We start from the raw sequence: 17,313 nt of genomic DNA on the forward strand, positions 1-17,313 counted from the left end.
AGTCCGATGCCGAGCCCCGCCGCGACCACCTCCCGCCCAACCCGAGCTTTTCCATCGCCTCGTGCGCGTCGATCACCATCATCGCGATTTCGCCGACCGTGATCCGCAGGCTCGTCGCGCGCGAGCGCATGTGTTCGTACGCTTCGTTTTCGCCGAGCCGCTGTGAGTCGATCAGGATGGGTGCGGCCTTTTCGATGTGCCGCCGCGCCTTGATCGCTTCTTCCAGCCTGGCGAGCTTGCTGTTCAGCCGTGGCTGATAACCCGACGACGCGCGCGAGCACGGGCGTGCTCAGGATTCCCGTCGAGCGATACGGCTCCGTGGTGAAGCCGTGAGCATCGATGGATTTTCGATGAGCGACCGCATCGGCGCCGCTACCCGCTGCCGATATCACTCGAAAGCCATCCGGTTTCTCTCGACGAACTCCGCCACCGACTCCGGTTCGCGGCCGATGATCGCCGCCACGATATCGTTGGTGCCGGCCATATGACCGGCCTCGTGCGCGTCGGTGATCCCATGGAGATGCTGCGCGCCAAACGGAAACTCGCCGCCGAATACGGTCCGAACCCATTCTTCCGGTGCGATCTGCTTGTAGCGCACCGCCTTGCCTAGCGTCCGTGCGACGATTTCCGCGATCTGCGGCGGGGTAAGCTCGACCGGCCCGAGAAGCGGATAGGTTTTCCCGATGTGCGCGGCCGGGTCAGCGAGGATCGCCGCGATGACTTCGCCCTGATCGCGAGCGGAGATCGGCGCGAAACGGCCGGTGGGGCCGAACGGTACGCCGTATTCACCATCGCGGATCTTGCCGCGCGTGTAGAGCAGCCATTCGTTGAACGCCGTCGGTCTCAGATGCGTGACGGGCACGCCGCTCCGGTCGAAAACCTGTTCCGCGAGCCAGTGCTGAAGCGCCGACTCGCTTCTTGCGTCCGCGCGGGCTGTCCGCTGCGATATGTTCACGACGTATTCGACGTCCTCTTCCCGTGCGGCCTGCGCGAAATGCACCGTCGCCTGCACGATGCCGGGAAACACCGGATAACAGAAATACGCTCGCTGGACGCCGTTGAACGCGCGCTGAACGGAGCGGAAGTCGAGGAAGTCGCCGGTGACGATCTCCGCGCCCTGCGCGGCGAGTTTCTTCGTCCGCTCGTCGTTCGTGCGAACGAGCGCCCGCACGGAAAAACCCCTGTCCAGCAGAAGCGACGCGGCCACGCTTCCGGTCGAACCCGTGGCGCCGGAGATGAGAATGGTCGGTTTCATGAAATTCTCCTTCGATTAGCCATCTTGATTAAATCCGGCCGCCGAACGAACGGCGTTTCATCCGAGCGGCCGTAAAACGGTGCGTCACGCGTGGCCGAGCAAGACCGCCGCGATGACCAGCGTCGCGCCGACGCCGGTGACGAAAGCCAGTGTCCGGACAACCGGAATGCCGGACGCGTAGGCGATGTAGTGGACGATCCGCGCGCCGAGATAGGTCTTGCAGGCCAGGATCGTGGCCGGCGTGCTCACGCCGGTCAGCGCGAGCACGATCACCAGCGGAGCGAACACCGCGAGGTTCTCCACCGCGTTGGCGTGCGCGCGCCGCGCCCGTTCGGCCCAGGCCGGGTCGGGCGGGAACGCGGGATCGGGATTGGCGAGCGTCCTGCCGACTCCGCGCGTCGCGATTCTCGCGAGTATGTAGGGGACCCACATCAGCACTGTCGCTACCGCTACGATGACCAGGATGCAGGATTCGGGGGTGAGCTTCATGATGGTTACCTCCTGTTGGGCAGCGAGTTTCACGCGGGTTTCGCGCGGGTTTCGCGCGTAACGGGCGGCTCTTCGTTCAGCCAAACGAAGAGCCCGCGCGACGAAGCCTTCCCGCTACCCGTGCCGGGTTGCGACGCTGCGATGAACACCGTCGGCGCCGCCGATGAAAAACGAAACGTTCATCGACGACGCCTCTCGCCGCTTATTGCCCCTGGATCAGCAGACCCAGCGGCGCGAGCGGGCCAACGTGCATCAGTTCGTACTGCGCGTATCCGCCGGACGTGAGCGGCAGCGCGTCGACGGCCGCCTTCGCCTCGTCGATCGACTCGACGTCCATCAGGAAAATCACGCCCGGCTTGTCCTGGCGGAACCAGAACTGCTCGATCTTGCCGTCCAGATAGAGCTTGAGCGTGGCAGGCACTTCGCCCGGCATGATCTGCTGCTTTTGTTCCGGCGACAGGGGCTTGACGATCGATGCGACGGCTAAAACTTTCATGGTGATCTCCTTGATCGAGTTCATTGCGTTGTGCAACGGAAGAGCACTGTAGCGTTCGCGGGCAAAAATATGTATTGTCACAAGTGACAACTTTAGAGTCATTTACGCCATGCGCATCGTCGTACTCGCTCTCGATGGACTGTTCGACACCGGCCTCGCGGTGACGCTCGATGCGCTCACCGCCGCGAACGGGCTCGCGTCCCGCCTGATGGGCGGCACACCTCGTTTCGAGGTATCGACCGTCGGCGTGCGCAAAAGAGTCCGGTCCGGCCAGGGCTTCACGATTCCCGTGCAAGCCATCACGCCCGATCTGAAGCCGGATTGGGTGATCGTTCCGGCGCTCGGCGCGACGACGCCGGAGCTGCTGCTTCCCGCCCTCGAACGGGCGGACGTGAAGCGCGCCGTCGCGCAGTTGCAGGCATGGCACCGCGAAGGCGCACGGATTGCCGCTTCGTGCATCGGCACGTTCCTGCTGGCGGAGGCGGGCCTTCTCGACGATCGGCCGGCGACGACGACCTGGTCGCTTGCGCCGCTGTTCCGGCAGCGTTATCCGCGTGTGTCGCTGGACGAATCGCGGATGCTCGTGCCGACGCACATCGGCGTGACCGCCGGCGCCGCGATGGGGCATCTCGATCTCGCGCTGTGGCTGATACGCACCGCGAGCCCGGAACTGGCGGCCCTCGTTTCGCGTTATCTGCTGGCCGACATTCGTTCTGCGCAGGCGCCGTATGTCATTCCGAACCATCTGGCGCAGGCCGATCCGTTGATCCAGCAATTCGAACGATGGGCGCGCGATCATCTGAAGAACGGGTTTTCGCTGCAGGAAGCGGCCGGCGCGCTGGCCACCAGCACGCGGACGCTGCAACGCCGTTGCCAGGAAGTCCTCGGCAAATCGCCGCTGAGCTACTTCCAGGATTTGCGCGTCGAACGCGCGCAATCGCTTCTTCACGGCAGCGGACTTGACATCGAAGCGATCGCCGCCGAAGTCGGCTATGAGGACGGTGCAACGCTGCGCACGCTGTTGCGCCAGCGGCTCGGCCGCGGCGTGCGCGATCTGCGCGTCGAGCTGCTTTGACGTGCCGGGTCCCGGCTCCGCGCGATGGCGGCGCGAATTCCAGTCGAGTCCCGTTGCCATGTCGGGCCGCCCTTTTTTCAACGCCAGGCAAGGCACGACGGCCGTCCGCTGGCGTAAACGGCTGCGAAGCTGGCGGGTATGACGCTGGGGCCTGTCGCGTTCCGGGATTAGACTCTGCATCGTGCATCGCACGGCGAACGGGAGGAAACCATGGCTGACGCAGCGGAGAACGCACAACACTACGAACCGGAAGGCCTGCTGGAACGCCTGAAACTTGCGCTGGCCACGATGGGGCGCGACCGCGGGCGTCTCGGCCCGGAGGATCTCGCACCGCTGGATCAGTTCCATTCTCGCGGACTGGACGCGACGATCGAACTCGCACAGGCGCTCGCGCTGGACGACTCGACGCGCGTGGTGGACATCGGCTCGGGCCTCGGCGGACCCTCCCGTTATCTGGCGGAGACCTACGGGTGCACGGTGCGCGGCATCGACCTCAGTCCACCGTTCGTCGAGGCGGCGACGTTCCTCGCGGAACGGGCGGGACTGTCCGGCAAGGTCGCCTATCAGTGCGCGGATGCGCTCGATCTGCCGTTCGACGACGAGTCGTTCGACGTTGCATGGACGCAGCACGTCGCGATGAACATCGCGGACCGCGCGGCGCTTTATCGCGAAACGTCCCGCGTGCTGCGGCCGGGAGGCCGCTTTGCGATCTTCGATGTCGTCGCGGCATCCGATGCGCCTCTGCATTACCCGGTGCCGTGGGCGCGCGGGCCGGAAGCGAGTTTTCTCGTTAGCGCGCAGCAGATGGACCGTCTGCTGACGGAGCAAGGGTTCCGGTCCCTCTCGCAGGTCGACAGCACGCAGGCCGGCATCGCCTGGTTTGCCGAACGGCAAAAGGCTCGCGCCGGACAATCGGAGCCGCCGGTGCTGGGCCTCCCTCTCGCGATGGGTCCGGGCTTCGGCGAAATGACGGCCAATCTCGCGCGCAACTTGCGCGAGGGACGCGCGGCGCTGGTTCAGGCCATTTACGAAAAGTCCTGACCGAGGCGGGACGCCCCGTGACCGGGCCGCGCGAATCCGGCATCGGCAGAAACGTCGGGCCGAACCCGAGACGATCGTTTAACTGAAGCGGGCAGCTTCACGCGCGTCAGCGGGATACGGCCAGTGAAGGATGGTTTCAAAAGGCGAGCCCGCATGAGAAGGGTATTCAGCGCGTGCTCACCGCGGACTCAGCGCGTACTCAGCGCCTGACGCGCCGGAACCGCGATCCCCGCCTGCCGCATCTCGTTCAACTTCGCATAAACCGTCGTCCGCGACACCCCGAGTTGCCGGGCCGCGGCGGCGACATTGCCGTCATGTTCGGCGAGCGCATTTCGCACCGCATGAAGCGCGCGTTCCTTCAGGCTCGCCGTGTCGTCGCCGGAGGCATCCGCGTCGCCCCCGAGCGAAGAGGAGGTGGTCACCGCCGCAACCTTCCCGCCGCTCCTGCGCATAACCGGCGAATCGATCGGCGCGCGCGCATGCTGAACCCAAAGATGCGTACCGTCCGCGCGCGCCACGCGCAGCGCGCTGCGTTGCGGATGAAGCAGCCGCCTCTGCTGCGCAGGCGACGCCTCCGCGAACAGTTCGCGAAGCTGCATCGAGCCGGACAACGGCACCCCTTGCGCCAACCCGAGCATCCTTCTCGCCAGCCGCGTGGCCGCGCGAACCCGCCCGTCCTCATCGACCGCGACGACACCCGACAACGGCGTGCCGAGCCAACGCGAATCGTGCTGCAAATGCAGCAGGTGACAGTCGCGCAGCGTCGTGAACAACCGCTGCTCGGCCGCCAGCGACGCATACCGGAACTGCTCGCGCAACTGCGCGACGTTGCGGCGGCCGACGCCGGTGATGTCGAGCGCCCCGGCCACTTCGCCATCGAGCCCATACAACGGCACCGCGAGGCAGAAAATCCGCGCGAAGTCTTCGAGGTAGTGCTGATCGCCGGCGACGATCGTTTCCGCGCCGTCGTGAATCACGCAACTGGGGGCCGTCGTGCCGATGTTGGATTCGTTGAGCCGCAGGCCGGCCACGATCGGCAGCAGGCGCGCATCGTCGCAATCCGGGCTGCGGCGCGCATGAATCACCGTGCCCGCCGCGTTCACGCAGAAGATCGTCCAGTCCGTGCCGCCAAACGCTTCCCACAGCCGCTCGATCTCGTCGGTCACGCTGCGATACAGCCGGCGATCGGCGTGCGATTCGCGTCCGCCGCGCACGGCCGCGTCGCCGCCTTCGTAGACCGGCGCCTGCGAAGGCTTCAGGCCGCTCGCCAGCGAACGCTCCCATGAGCGGGCGACGACCGCCGGCAACAATGCGGACGGCAACGGCTCGCCGTCGATGAAGCGCGCCCTGACCGCGCGCAGCGGCGTGCGCGCCGCGACTGACGAAGATAGCTGTCGTGCCATGGTGTTCCGCGTCCGGGTTCCCGACTCGCCGGCCGACGGGCCGGTCATGCGCGAGCGGCGACCGCCGCCGCGCCCCACCGGAAGCATAACGCGAGACGGCGCGGCACCGCGCCGGCGCCGGCGCCGTGCCGCGAAGAGAAGATCACCGCAAGGAATCCGCGCGGAACCTCCCCGCGCAGGATCACTGCGGCAGACGCAGGACAGGCTTCAGCGTGACGCCGCGCGTGCTGTCGTCGGCCGCTTCGTTGATCCGCTCCAGCGGATAGAACTTCACGAGCCGGTCGAACGGAAAGCGCCCTTGCTGATACAGCTCGACGAGCTGCGGAATGAAACGCTGCGGCACGCTATCGCCTTCGACGATCCCGCGAATGCTGCGCCCGCCGAGCAGCAGACTGTTCACGTCGAACGACGCCTTCGTGCCGAGCGGCGGCGCGCCGACGACACCGATCGCGCCGAGGCTGCCGAGCGCCTCGATTCCCTGTTCGAGCACGGCCGGGCGGCCGGTCGATTCGAGCGCGTAATCGACGCCGCCGCCGGTGATCTGTCGAATCGCATCGACCGGATCGGTGTCGCGGCTGTTCACCACGTGCGTCGCGCCGAGTTCGAGCGCGAGATCGAGGCGGCCCGGCACGACGTCGACCGCGATGATCGTGGTCGCGCCGGCCACGCGCGCGGCCATCACCGAACTCAAACCGACGGCCCCCGCGCCGAAGCTCGCGAAGCTGCTGCCCGGCGCGACCTTCAGCGAATGGATCACCGCGCCCGCGCCGGTCTGCACGCCGCAGCCGAGCGGCCCGAGCAGTTCGAGCGGCGCGTCCTTCGGCACCTTCACCGCGTTGTTCTCGCGCGCCAGCGCGAGGCTCGCGAACGACGACTGCAAGAAGAAGTGATCGTGCAGCGGCTGGCCGTTCGCGTCCTGCAACGCGTTTTGTCCGTCGAGGTCGCCGCCGCCGAAGTTCAGGCCGAAGAACTGCCGGCAATACGCGCCATGGCCGCCGATGCACGACGGGCAATGACCGCATGCGCCGTAGGTCAGCACGACATGATCGCCGACCCGCAGATCCTTCACGGCCGGCCCGACCTCCTCGACCACGCCCGCTCCTTCGTGGCCGAGCACCGCCGGCAGCGGCACCGGGTAATACTGGTCGCGTACGATCAGGTCGGTGTGGCAGAGCCCGGCCGCGACGACGCGCACCAGCACTTCGTCGCCGCGCGGCGCGCGAATCCGCGCCGGCTCCACGGTGAACGGCTCGCCCTTCGCGCGCGCGACGGCGGCGGTGATCGAACGGAATCCGGTGGTAATCGTGCTCATGAGCGTCTCCTCAGATCGGGTAGGCCGGCGCTTCGCCCTTGACGGTCAGCCACTGCCACTGGGTGAACTCCTCCCAGTTCGCCGGGCCGCCGATGCTGGTGCCGTTGCCCGACGCACCGACGCCGCCGAACGGATTGATGACCTCGTCGTTGACCGTCTGGTCGTTGATGTGCAGCAGCCCCGTGCGCAACCGCTCGCCCATTCGCAGCGCGCGGCCGACGTTCGCGGTGACGATCGCCATCGACAGCCCGTATTCGGTGCGGTTCGCGAGTTCGATCGCCTCGTCGTCGGTGTCGAACGGCACGACGACCGCCACCGGCCCGAAGATTTCCTCGTCGAACGCGGGGTTTTGCGGCGTGACGCCGCTCAGCACCGTCGGCTCGAAGAACAGCCCGCGATGCGTGCCGCCCGTCTCGACCTTCGCGCCCGCCTGCCGCGCCTGTTCGATCACCTTCGCGACGTGGTCGCGCTGCGCCGCGTTGATGAGCGGCCCGAGCGCGACGTCGCCCTTCGCGGGGTCGCCGACGGTCAGGCTCGCGGCCTTCTCCACCAGCTTGCCGACGAAGCGGTCGTAGATCTTGCGCTGCACGAGCACGCGGCCGGTCGCCATGCAGATCTGGCCTTGATGCAGATACACGCCCCACGCCGTGTTCGCGATCGCGAGATCGAGGTCGGCGTCGTCGAGCACGATCAGCGAATTCTTGCCGCCCAGTTCGAGCGACACCTTCTTCAGATTGCGGCTCGCGGCCTCGCCGACCTTGCGGCCCGCGCCGGTCGAGCCGGTGAACTGGATCATCGCGACGTGCGGGTCGGCGGTCAGCGCCGCGCCCGCGGCGCCGTCGCCCGGCAGCACGTGCAGCGCGCCGGCGGGCAGGCCCGCCAGTTCGAACAGCCGCGCGATCGCGAAACCGCCGCACACCGACGTGCGCGGGTCCGGCTTCAGCACGACCGCGTTGCCGAGCGCGAGGGCCGGCGCGACGGCCCGCATCGCGAGGTACAGCGGGAAGTTGAACGGCGAGATCACGCCGACGACGCCGAGCGGACGGCGGCGCGCGAGCGACAGCCGGCCGGGTTCGGACGGCAGCACTTCGCCGGCCGAACGCGACGGCAGCGCCGCCGCTTCGTGCAGGCACTTCACCGTCACCGACATTTCGAACGCGGCCTTGCCGCGCGTCGAGCCGCTTTCGCGGACGATCCATTCGACGATCTCGTCGAAATGCTGTTCGGCGAGCCGCGCCGCGTGGCGCAATACGGTCGCGCGCCGGTCGTACGGCAGCGCCGCCCACTGCGGCTGCGCGAGCGCCGCGACGGCCGCCGACGCGGCGACGCCCGCCGCGTCCGCCATGCCGATGCGGCCGAGCAGCTCGCCGGTGGCCGGCTCCAGCACGTCGGCCGTGCCGCTGGCGGCCTCCCACGCGCCGGTGAATACGCGGGCGTTCCAGATGGCCTTGTCCAGCAATGGCGGCGACGAATGGTCGAGGGTCATACATTCTCCAAGCTCTGTGCGTGCAAACGATCGATGGGCCGTCGAGGCCCGCTCGCGCAGAACATAGAAGCCGCCTTCGCGGCGGACCATAGGGGTTTTCTCCGGCGGCGCAAAGCCGCGTGGCTGCGGGGCCGGTGGCGCGGAGGTGTTCAGTTTCTGGACAGCGGGAGGGTGAAGTGCCGCGATTCCCGCAACGATGAGGCGGTCCATGTCCTGCCACTCGCTCCATCTTCCGCTCGATATCGGCACATGGAGTGGCGAACGCGTACCCGTCCGTGATTACCGTAGGCCGGCAAACAGTTGGCCGCCATAAACAGGATGAGCCGAAGCAGATCGGGGACGATCAGAGGACGTTCGAGCAAGGTGAGATTCATGCAGCAGAATCCGGCCGACACCCGCCGTACCGCCCGTCCCCCTACGCCCGATTCACATTCCACCCGACCCACTCGTCGCCCAGCCCGATGTCGAACCTCTCGCCGAACTCGCGCGCCGGCATCGGCACGCCGAACAGATACCCCTGCCCTTCGTCGCAGCCGAGCTGCCTCAGGCCGTCGCATTGCGGCACGGTCTCGACGCCTTCCGCGATCGTGCGCAGGTCGAAGCTGCGCGCCATGTCCACGAGCGCGCGCACGAGCGACGCGTCCCGCCCCGACTGCACCATCCCCTGCACGAACGACCGGTCGATCTTGATGCGGCTCAGCGGATAACGCCTCAGCAAACTGATCGACGCATAGCCGGTGCCGAAGTCGTCGAATGCGATGCCCACGCCGTATTCGTGCAGGCGTTGCAGCGAATCGAGCACCGCGTCGTCGTCGAGCACGATGTTCTCCGTCACTTCGAGTTCGAGCGCCTGCGGCGGCAGGCCGTGCCGGTCGAGCACCGCGATCACTTCGTCGACGATGTTGCCGACGCGGAACTGGGCGCCGAACAGATTGACGCCCATCCGGAACCCGGGCGCGCCGTTGCGACGCCAGAACGCGGCCTGCTCGCACGCCTCGTCGAGAATCCACGCGCCGACGGTCGGCGCCAGCGGTCCGCGTTCGAGCGCCGGCAGGAACGCGGCCGGCGACAGCAGCCCGCGCTGCGGATGCCGCCAGCGGATCAGCGCCTCCGCGCCGGTCAGCGAGCCGTCCGCGAAGTCCACCTGCGGCTGGTAGAACAGCACGAACTCGCCGTCGCTGACGGCCCGGTGCAGTTCGATGTTGTACACGCGGCGCGCGACCGCCTCCATCCGCAGCGCCGCGACGAACACGAACGCCTGGCCCGGCCCGTTGTGCTTCGCCCGCGACAGCGCGAGGTCCGCGTTGCCGATCAGGCTCAGCGCCTCCTGCGCGTGCTGCGGCGCGACCGCGACGCCGCAGCACGCGGTCACGCGCACGTCGAAGCCGCCGACCACCATCGGCTCCGCGATCGCCGCCGCGGCGGCGTCGGCGAAACGGCGCGCGTCCGCGGTGTCGGTCACGCCCCGCAGCAGCAGCGCGAACTCGTCCGCGCCGATCCGCGCAACGGTGTCGTCGGGTCGCGCGAGCGCAGTGAGACGCCGCGCGACGTCGCACAGGATGCCGTCGCCGACCGCGTGGCCGAGCGTGTCGTTGACGTCCTTGAAGCCGTCGAGATCGAGAATGACGACGGCCGCGCCGAGCGGGCACGTCAGCGCCGCTTCCGCGTTCCGGTAGAAGCTGATGCGGTTGGCGACGCCGGTCAGCACGTCCGCGCCGGCGAGCCGCTTCAGCGCGTCCTTCTCGTCGCGCAGGGCGCTCAGGTCCTGCAGATGCGCATTGAACGTCAGCACGCCGTTTTCGCGCCAGCAGAACAACGAAAAGCCGAGCAGGAACTCGGTGCCGTCGCGACGCAGTCCATGCACCTCGGGCGGCATCGTCATCCCGTCGACCGAACCCGCGGCCACGGCCCGCGCGATCAGGTCGCGCAACCCGGCCCGGTCGCGCTCCGGCGCAAGCAACTCCAGCGTGAGATCCGGACCGTCGGCGACCGCGTACCCATAGAGCATCGCGGCCGCGTCGTTCCAGTCGAGGATCGTGCCGTGTTCGTCGAAGCGGATCATCGCGGTCGGCGAGCGCCGCTCGGGTTCCGCGAACGGCCGCCGGTCGCGCTCGATGAACAGTTCGACGCGCCGCAACTCCATCCGGTCCGCCGCCATTCTCGCGAGTTCGCGCAGGCGTTCGCGGTCGTCGGCGGAGAAATCGTGATGCGCCTTCGTGTCGATCACGCACAACGCGCCGAGCGCATGGCCGCCCGCCGACAGCAGCGGCACGCCCGCGTAAAAGCGCACCTGGGTGTCGCCGGTGACGAGCGGGTTGTCGTGGAAGCGGTCGTCGAGCGTCGCATCGGGGACGACCATCACGCCGTCCTGCAGGATCGCGTGCGCGCAGAACGACGCGTCGCGGCTCATGTCGACGCCGTCGCCCGCGAACCCGGTGGCGGCGGCGAAGAACACGTGGTCGTCGCCGACCATGTTGACGGCGGCGACCGGCACCTCGAACATATGCGCGGCGATTCGCACGACGACGTCGAGGCTGGGCAGCGGGCGGTCGCTGCCCAGCCCGTATTCGGCCAGCGCGGCTAGCCGTTCCGTTTCCATCGGCAATGCAGGGGGACACTTCATCAACGGTCTCCTCGCCTGAAAGCGGCTTGATGAACACACTTCGCGCAGCTTAACGCCGCAATATGGCATCGGTTCGAAACCTGCGACGGGCGTTCGAAACAACCGCGCGGCCGTTGCCGGTGGTGCGAAACGCGGCTGCCGGCAACCTCCCCCGCGCCGGGCCGAACCGGATAAGCGACTTCCGGTTCAACGGATTATAGGGGCGAAGTCGCACGATGACGCATCGCGTCCGGTTCGCCCTCCGAACCGCCTCCACAATGCCCGATGAAGCGGCCGTCAAACGGCCCCGTTCGATGGCGGGCGCATTCCCTCGCGCTCCAGCCACGAGCGAAACTGCGCGACCAGTTCGTCATCCGATTTCTCGTCCGGCACGTACGTGCAATAGCTGCGCGACGGCAGCCGGGGACCGGCGAACGGCGCGACGAGGCGGCCCGCCGCGAGATCGTCGGCCACCAGCGCGGTCGGTCCCATCGCGATGCCCGCGCCGTCGATGGCGGCCTGCAACGTCAGATAAAAATGGTCGAAGGTCAGCACGGCGGCCGGCTGCAACGCCGGAATCCGCGCCTTCGCGAACCAGTCCGGCCACAGGCGCGGCAGGCTCGACGTGTGCAGCAGCGTGTGCCGCCGCAGGTCGTCCGGCGTGCGAAGCGGCACGCGCTGCATCAGCGCAGGACTGCAGACCGGCAGCCGCTCTTCGGACAGGAACGGCCGCATCGAATAACCGTAGAACGTATCCGGGCCGCCCCGGACGATCACGTCGTAAGCGCCGCTCTGGCTCTCCACCGGCTCGTTCGAGGTCTCCACGCTGACGTCCACGTCCGGATGCGCGGCGCGGAACCGGTCCAGCCGCGGCACCAGCCAGCGCAGCGTGAACGTCGCCGGCGCGTTCACCGCCAGGCGCCGCGACACCGCTTCGGGAAAACCATATCGGACGGTCGCCTGCGAAAGCTGCTCGAACAGCGGCCCGATCTCCGCGAGATACGCGCGCGCCGCCGGCGTCAGCACCACGCGCCGGTTGTGCCGTTCGAACAGCGGCGCGCGCAGCCATTCTTCGAGCAGGCGCACCTGCTGGCTCACCGCGCCGTGCGTGACGTGCAGTTCGGCGGCGGCGTCCTTGAAGCTGCCGAGCCGGCCGGCGGCCTCGAACGCGCGCAATGCATTGAGCGGAGGCAGGGTCCGTTTCATTCGTGAGAGTTCGGCTAACGCGAACGGCCAATTTATCTGGTTTGTTCGCCGCTCACAAGATAGATATCCTGCTTACCTAGATGCCCGGACCGGCCCGGCGCATCCCTTCTCCCCCCTCTGGAATCCGCATGTTCAGTTATACCGGCGGTGTCGTCCTCGTGGCCGCGCTGCTCCACGCAAGCTGGAACGCGATGCTGCACGGCAACCGCGACCGGTTCCTGTCGATGACGTGGATGAGCATCGCGATCGCATCCGTCGCCACGCTCGCGATCGGGTTCGCGCCGCTGCCGGCCGCTGCCGCGTGGCCTTATATCGTCGCATCGGGCCTCGTGCACATCGCGTACAACGCGAGCCTCGTGCGGTCGTATCGGCGCGGCGACCTCGCGCAGGCGTATCCGGTCGCGCGCGGCTCGTCGCCGGTGCTCGTGACGCTCGGCGCAGCGCTGTTCGCGCACGAGGCGATCGGGCCGCTGCACGGGCTCGGCGTCGCGATGGTATCGGGCGGCATCGTCTCGCTCGCGCTGGATGGGCGGCACGTGTCGCGCGACGGCGTGCTCGCCGCGCTGACGACCGGCGCGACAATCGCGGTTTATACGGTGATCGACGGCATCGGCGTGCGGCTGTCCGGCGGCCACGCGTTCGCGTACACCGCGTGGATGTTCCTGTTCTACTGGCTGATGCCGCTGCTGTTCGGCGCGATGCGCGGGTTCGCCGCGTTATGGACGCCGCTGCGCGCCGCGCCGATGGCGGTCGCGTCGTCGCTCGCGGGCGGCATCGTGTCGATCGCCGCGTATGGCATCGTGATCTGGGCGCTGCAATCGGGCGCGATGGGCGCGGTGTCGGCGTTGCGCGAAACCAGCGTGGTGTTCGCGGTGCTGATCGGGCGGGTGATTCTGCGCGAAACGGTCAGCGGCAAGCGGTGGGCCGCGTGTATCGTCGTCGCGGCCGGGGCGGTTTGTCTCGGGATTTGAAGGCGGGTGAGACCGGCTTGCCCGGACCCGGCGCAGCCCCGCCCCGCCACGCATCCGCAGACCCGCTGCGGACTACGGCCTACACCCGAAACACCGCCACCGCCGTGCGCAACTGCTCTGCCTGATCGTTCAGCGAATTTGCCGCGGCCGCCGCTTCCTCGACGAGCGCCGCGTTCTGCTGCGTGACCTCGTCCATCTGCATCACCGCCTGGTTGACCTGCTCGATGCCGCGGCTCTGCTCGTGCGACGCGGACGCGATCTCGCCCATGATGTCGTTCACGCGCTGGATCGCCGCGCCGACCTTGTCCATCGTGTCGCCCGCGCGCGCGACAAGCTCCGAGCCCGACTGCACGCGGCCGTCCGACGTCTCGATCAGCGCCTTGATTTCCTTCGCGGCCGTCGACGAGCGTTGCGCCAGGTTGCGCACCTCGCTCGCGACCACCGCGAACCCGCGGCCCTGCTCGCCCGCGCGCGCGGCCTCGACCGCCGCATTGAGCGCGAGAATGTTGGTCTGGAACGCGATGCCCTCGATGATGCCGATGATCTCGGCCATCTTCCCCGAGCTTTCCGCGATGCCCGCCATCGTCGCGACCACCTCGCCGACGATCGTCCTGCCTTCGGCGGCGACCGCGGTCGCGTCGTGCGCGAGGCTGCTCGCGTGATGCGCGTGCTCCGAGTTCTGCTTCACCGCGGCGGTCAGTTCCTCCATGCTCGCGGCGGTCTGCTGCAACGACGCGGCCTGCTCCTCGGTGCGCGACGACAGGTCGGTATTGCCGGCCGCGATCTGCGTGGTGCCGACCGTCACCGCGTCGGAGCCGGACCGCACCCGCGCGATCATGTCGGTCAACCCCTGGCGCATCCGCGCGACCGACGCGAGCAGGCTGCTGTCGTCGCCGGGCTTCAGTGCGATCGGCACGCCGAGGTCGCCCGCCGCCATCCGGTGCATCACCTCGCCCGCATACGCGGGTTCGCCGCCGAGCGTGCCGGTCAACCTGCGGATGATCTGCCACGCGACCAGCGCGATGCCGGCCGTCGCGACGACGATCAGGCCGATCAGCAGCCAGCCGATGCTCCAGAACGCGGCGCTGACGTCGTCGAGGAAAAACCCGGTGCCGATCCACCAGTCCCACGGCTTGAATTCGACGAGGCCGTTCATCTTGTCGATCATCTTGCCGGTCGTCGGATGCTTCGCGAGCACCAGCATCACCGGCGTGTGCTCGCGGTCGAGCATCTCGCGGTATAGCTCGCCGTCGGGCCGCCCGTCCGGCGCCTTGCCCATGTTGATGCGGCCGATCACGGACGGATCGCGGTGCACGAGCGTCAGGCCGTTCGGCCGGCGCACCCAGAAGAAGCTCGTGTCGGCGTAGTTCAACTGGTTCAGCGCGAGCCGCGTCGCCGTCTGCGCCTGTTCGGTGGTCATCCTGCCGGCGACTTCCTCGCCGTGGAAATAGGTGGCGAGATGCTCGGCCATCCGCAGCAGGTTCGTGACCTGCTCGCGCTTCTGTTCGAGCATCGCCTCGCGCACGCTGTAAAGACTGCCCGCGCCGACCACGACGAGCGCAAGAAGCGCGACCATCGTCAGGATCGCGAGCCGTGTCGAAACCTTCATATATCCCCCGGACTTTTATTCGTTTATTTAAAAGAAGATCGCCGCCTGCCGGCCGGAGATAAAAACCGATTTCCGGCGGTGCGATAAACGCGGCCGAAAACGCGCGCAAGGCATCGGCCGGGGCGCGACATCGCGGGCCCGGCGTCGAGCGTCGAAACGGATATTCAAGAGGTCTCCCGGATTCGCTGGTTCTTATGCCTGAAGCACCGATGCGGCAACGCACCGGCTGGGTTTAACAATTTTATTGACGGACTGATGGTAACGATACCATATCCGGTCAGGCGCCGGCAATTTTACCCGGGTCGTTGTATGGCATTTACGACGAACTAAAACGGCGGGCCTGCGCAGATTCGAAACCATTCAATCCGGTTTCTTTATCTGACGAATTCATTAAATTGATCCGTCGTTTTCGTTAATTAATCAGGAAAGCAAAATCATCCGATATCGAAACGATGCAATCCTGATTTTCTATGCCGCAAAAGAGAAGGAAATGGAGAAAGACGGCAAAAAACCGTCTATAGAGAGCGGAGAATCCGGAGGAACCACGGCCATTGAGCCGTGGCAAAAAGAAGCGCAGTGCCGGCACGACCACCACCGCAGACACCGCAACGCCCGCTACCGGGAGCGGGCGATGAAAACAACGGCAACCCCAACGTTACGAAGCGACCTCCGCCTCGCCCTGCTCCTCCAGCATCCGCATCGCCGCCTTCTCGGCGTTCAGCACGTGCTGGCGCGCGAGCGCCTGCGCTTCGTCGCCGTCGCGCGCCTTCAGCGCCTTGTAGAGCTTGTCGATTTCGCGCAGGCTGCTCGGCAGCCGGTCGGGGTGCATCAGCGACGTCGCGCGCAGCAGGTTCACGCGCGAATACAGGCTCGTCAGGATCTCCTTCACGAGTCCGTTGCCGCAGTTGTCCAGCAGCACGTCGTATAGCGCCGTCTTGGCCTTCAGCACGCCCGCCTGGTCCTGCGCGGTCGCCTGCACGCGCAGCGCCTTCGCGGCCTCGCCGAACTGGGCGATCGCCGCGTCGCTCGCGAGCCGCGCGAATTCGTGCGCCGCGAAACCTTCGAGCAGCGCGCGCAGCGCGTAGAGTTCGGCCGCCTCCTCGCGCGACATCACCGCGACCACCGGCCCCTTGTGCGGCACGTTGCGCACGAGCTTTTCGGCTTCGAGCTTGCGCAGCGCCTCGCGCACGGAGGTGCGGCTCACGCCCAGCGTCTCGCACAGTTCGCGCTCGATCAGCCGCGCGCCCGGCGCGAAACGGCCGCTCATGATCGCCTGGCGAAGCACGTTCTCGACCTGGTGCCGCAGCGTCTCAGGCCGGACCAACTCGATATCAGCCGACATTATTGTCTTCCCGTCCGACAAAAATACAGTCGCTATGATACTTCACTACTGCCCGCTTCAGTGGCCCGATGCAGCGGAATCCGTTGCGTCTGCGCGAATGCGCCGAGCCCGGCGCGCGAAACGATCCGCAATGAATCGTCGAAACGCAGCACCAGCGGCTCCGCGTGCGCGACTTCCAGCGACGCGATCCGCGCGTCGTCGATCCCGTCCAGATGCTTGAACAGCGCCCGCAGCGCATTGCCGTGCGCGACCATCAGCACCGATCCGCCGCCGCGCAGCGCGGGCGCGACGGTGCCGTCCCACAGCGGCAGCACGCGCGCGAGCGTGTCCCGCAGGCTTTCGGTGCGCGGCAGCGCGTCCGGATCGGGCAGCGACGCATCGGCAAATCGCGCGGCAAACCTGGCGACGATCTCGCGTTGGCGCGCGTCGTCGAGCGGCGGCGGCGCTTCCGCGAAACCGCGCCGCCATACGCGAACCTGCTCGACGCCGTACGACGCCGCGGCCTCGTCCTTGTCCATGCCGGTCAGCACGCCGTAGTGGCGGTCGTTCAGTCGCCACGACCGCACGACAGGACGCTGCGGGACGCCGCAGCGCGCGACGATCAGATCGAGCGTGCGCGTCGCGCGCTGGAGCGCCGACGTGACCGCGAGATCGAACCGGAACGACAGCGCATCGAGTTGCTCGCCGATGTGCTGCGCCTGCTCGACGCCATGCGCGGACAGCGGCACGTCCACCCAGCCGGTGAAGCGGTTCGCGCGATTCCACTCCGACTGGCCGTGGCGCAGCACGACGAGCGTGGCGCGATCATCCATGGGCGGCCCCGCTAGTTGTAGCCGAGGATCGCGACGGTGCGGACCGGCGCATGTTCGTCTCCGCTGGAGGCGAGCCGCGCGAGCGGCAACGCCTGTAGCGCGCGGAACGTCGAGTCCGCCGCGTCCGTTCCGCGCGCGGCCACGGCCCCGACAATCCGCGCGCGCTCGCGCTCGCCGTCGCGCTGCGGCTCGGTGCGCTCGCGTCGCATCGGAA

15 protein-coding genes and 1 pseudogene are annotated in these 17,313 nt (G+C 67.6%); 3 read left to right on the plus strand and 13 right to left on the minus strand.

Annotated features, from left to right (window positions below; genetic code table 11):
• Positions 1-31: 31 nt before the first annotated feature.
• The 4 genes and pseudogenes from BLV92_RS30250 to BLV92_RS30265 form a co-directional block, all read right to left on the minus strand.
• A pseudogene (locus BLV92_RS30250) lies at positions 32-335 on the minus strand (ANTAR domain-containing protein); the annotation flags it as partial.
• Between the two features lie 53 nt (positions 336-388).
• Positions 389-1,255, minus strand: coding sequence for an NmrA family NAD(P)-binding protein (locus BLV92_RS30255; RefSeq protein WP_090552808.1), 867 nt, complete (start codon positions 1,253-1,255; stop codon positions 389-391).
• A gap of 84 nt (positions 1,256-1,339) precedes the next feature.
• Positions 1,340-1,744, minus strand: coding sequence for an MAPEG family protein (locus tag BLV92_RS30260; RefSeq protein ID WP_090552810.1), 405 nt, complete (start codon positions 1,742-1,744; stop codon positions 1,340-1,342).
• A gap of 202 nt (positions 1,745-1,946) precedes the next feature.
• Entirely contained in the window at positions 1,947-2,240 is a 294-nt protein-coding gene (locus tag BLV92_RS30265) for a hypothetical protein (RefSeq protein WP_090553186.1), read from the minus strand.
• Between the two features lie 109 nt (positions 2,241-2,349).
• Between BLV92_RS30265 and BLV92_RS30270 the strand changes: the two genes are divergently transcribed.
• Positions 2,350-3,315, plus strand: a complete 966-nt coding sequence (locus BLV92_RS30270) for a GlxA family transcriptional regulator (protein ID WP_090552811.1) — start codon at positions 2,350-2,352, stop codon at positions 3,313-3,315.
• A 210-nt stretch (positions 3,316-3,525) separates the two neighbouring features.
• Positions 3,526-4,356 carry a methyltransferase domain-containing protein gene (locus BLV92_RS30275; protein ID WP_090552813.1) on the plus strand — a complete coding sequence of 277 codons (831 nt, stop codon included), beginning with the start codon at positions 3,526-3,528 and terminating at the stop codon, positions 4,354-4,356.
• 188 nt (positions 4,357-4,544) lie between these two features.
• Here BLV92_RS30275 and BLV92_RS30280 read toward each other — a convergent pair whose 3' ends face one another.
• From BLV92_RS30280 to gcvA, 5 genes are all read right to left on the minus strand, one after another.
• On the minus strand, positions 4,545-5,759 hold the full coding sequence (locus BLV92_RS30280) for a helix-turn-helix domain-containing protein (RefSeq protein ID WP_090552814.1): 1,215 nt from the start codon (positions 5,757-5,759) through the stop codon (positions 4,545-4,547).
• Positions 5,760-5,940: 181 nt separating this feature from the next.
• Entirely contained in the window at positions 5,941-7,071 is a 1,131-nt protein-coding gene (locus BLV92_RS30285) for an NAD(P)-dependent alcohol dehydrogenase (RefSeq protein WP_090552816.1), read from the minus strand.
• Positions 7,072-7,081: 10 nt separating this feature from the next.
• A complete protein-coding gene (locus BLV92_RS30290) occupies positions 7,082-8,557 on the minus strand; it encodes a benzaldehyde dehydrogenase (protein WP_090552817.1) in 1,476 nt (491 codons plus the stop codon).
• 415 nt (positions 8,558-8,972) lie between these two features.
• A complete protein-coding gene (locus tag BLV92_RS30295; protein WP_090552819.1) occupies positions 8,973-11,180 on the minus strand; it encodes a putative bifunctional diguanylate cyclase/phosphodiesterase in 2,208 nt (735 codons plus the stop codon).
• 276 nt (positions 11,181-11,456) lie between these two features.
• Positions 11,457-12,365: a transcriptional regulator GcvA gene (gene gcvA / locus BLV92_RS30300; RefSeq protein WP_090552820.1), complete on the minus strand. Its 909-nt coding sequence runs from the start codon at positions 12,363-12,365 to the stop codon at positions 11,457-11,459.
• A 128-nt stretch (positions 12,366-12,493) separates the two neighbouring features.
• Between gcvA and BLV92_RS30305 the strand changes: the two genes are divergently transcribed.
• Positions 12,494-13,336 (plus strand): DMT family transporter, encoded by an 843-nt coding sequence (locus tag BLV92_RS30305; RefSeq protein WP_090552822.1) that lies wholly within the window; start codon positions 12,494-12,496, stop codon positions 13,334-13,336.
• A gap of 79 nt (positions 13,337-13,415) precedes the next feature.
• Here BLV92_RS30305 and BLV92_RS30310 read toward each other — a convergent pair whose 3' ends face one another.
• The 4 genes from BLV92_RS30310 to BLV92_RS30325 form a co-directional block, all read right to left on the minus strand.
• A complete protein-coding gene (locus BLV92_RS30310) occupies positions 13,416-14,945 on the minus strand; it encodes a methyl-accepting chemotaxis protein (protein ID WP_090552824.1) in 1,530 nt (509 codons plus the stop codon).
• Between the two features lie 655 nt (positions 14,946-15,600).
• Positions 15,601-16,287, minus strand: coding sequence for a GntR family transcriptional regulator (locus tag BLV92_RS30315; RefSeq protein ID WP_090552825.1), 687 nt, complete (start codon positions 16,285-16,287; stop codon positions 15,601-15,603).
• A gap of 32 nt (positions 16,288-16,319) precedes the next feature.
• The gene (locus BLV92_RS30320; protein ID WP_090552827.1) at positions 16,320-17,099 is read right to left on the minus strand and encodes a 2,3-bisphosphoglycerate-dependent phosphoglycerate mutase; all 780 of its coding nucleotides are present in this window, start codon (positions 17,097-17,099) and stop codon (positions 16,320-16,322) included.
• 11 nt (positions 17,100-17,110) lie between these two features.
• Positions 17,111-17,308: a hypothetical protein gene (locus tag BLV92_RS30325; protein ID WP_090552828.1), complete on the minus strand. Its 198-nt coding sequence runs from the start codon at positions 17,306-17,308 to the stop codon at positions 17,111-17,113.
• Between the last annotated feature and the right edge of the window lie 5 nt (positions 17,309-17,313).

This window comes from Paraburkholderia caballeronis, from assembly GCF_900104845.1.
In the GTDB taxonomy this organism is placed as follows: domain Bacteria; phylum Pseudomonadota; class Gammaproteobacteria; order Burkholderiales; family Burkholderiaceae; genus Paraburkholderia; species Paraburkholderia caballeronis.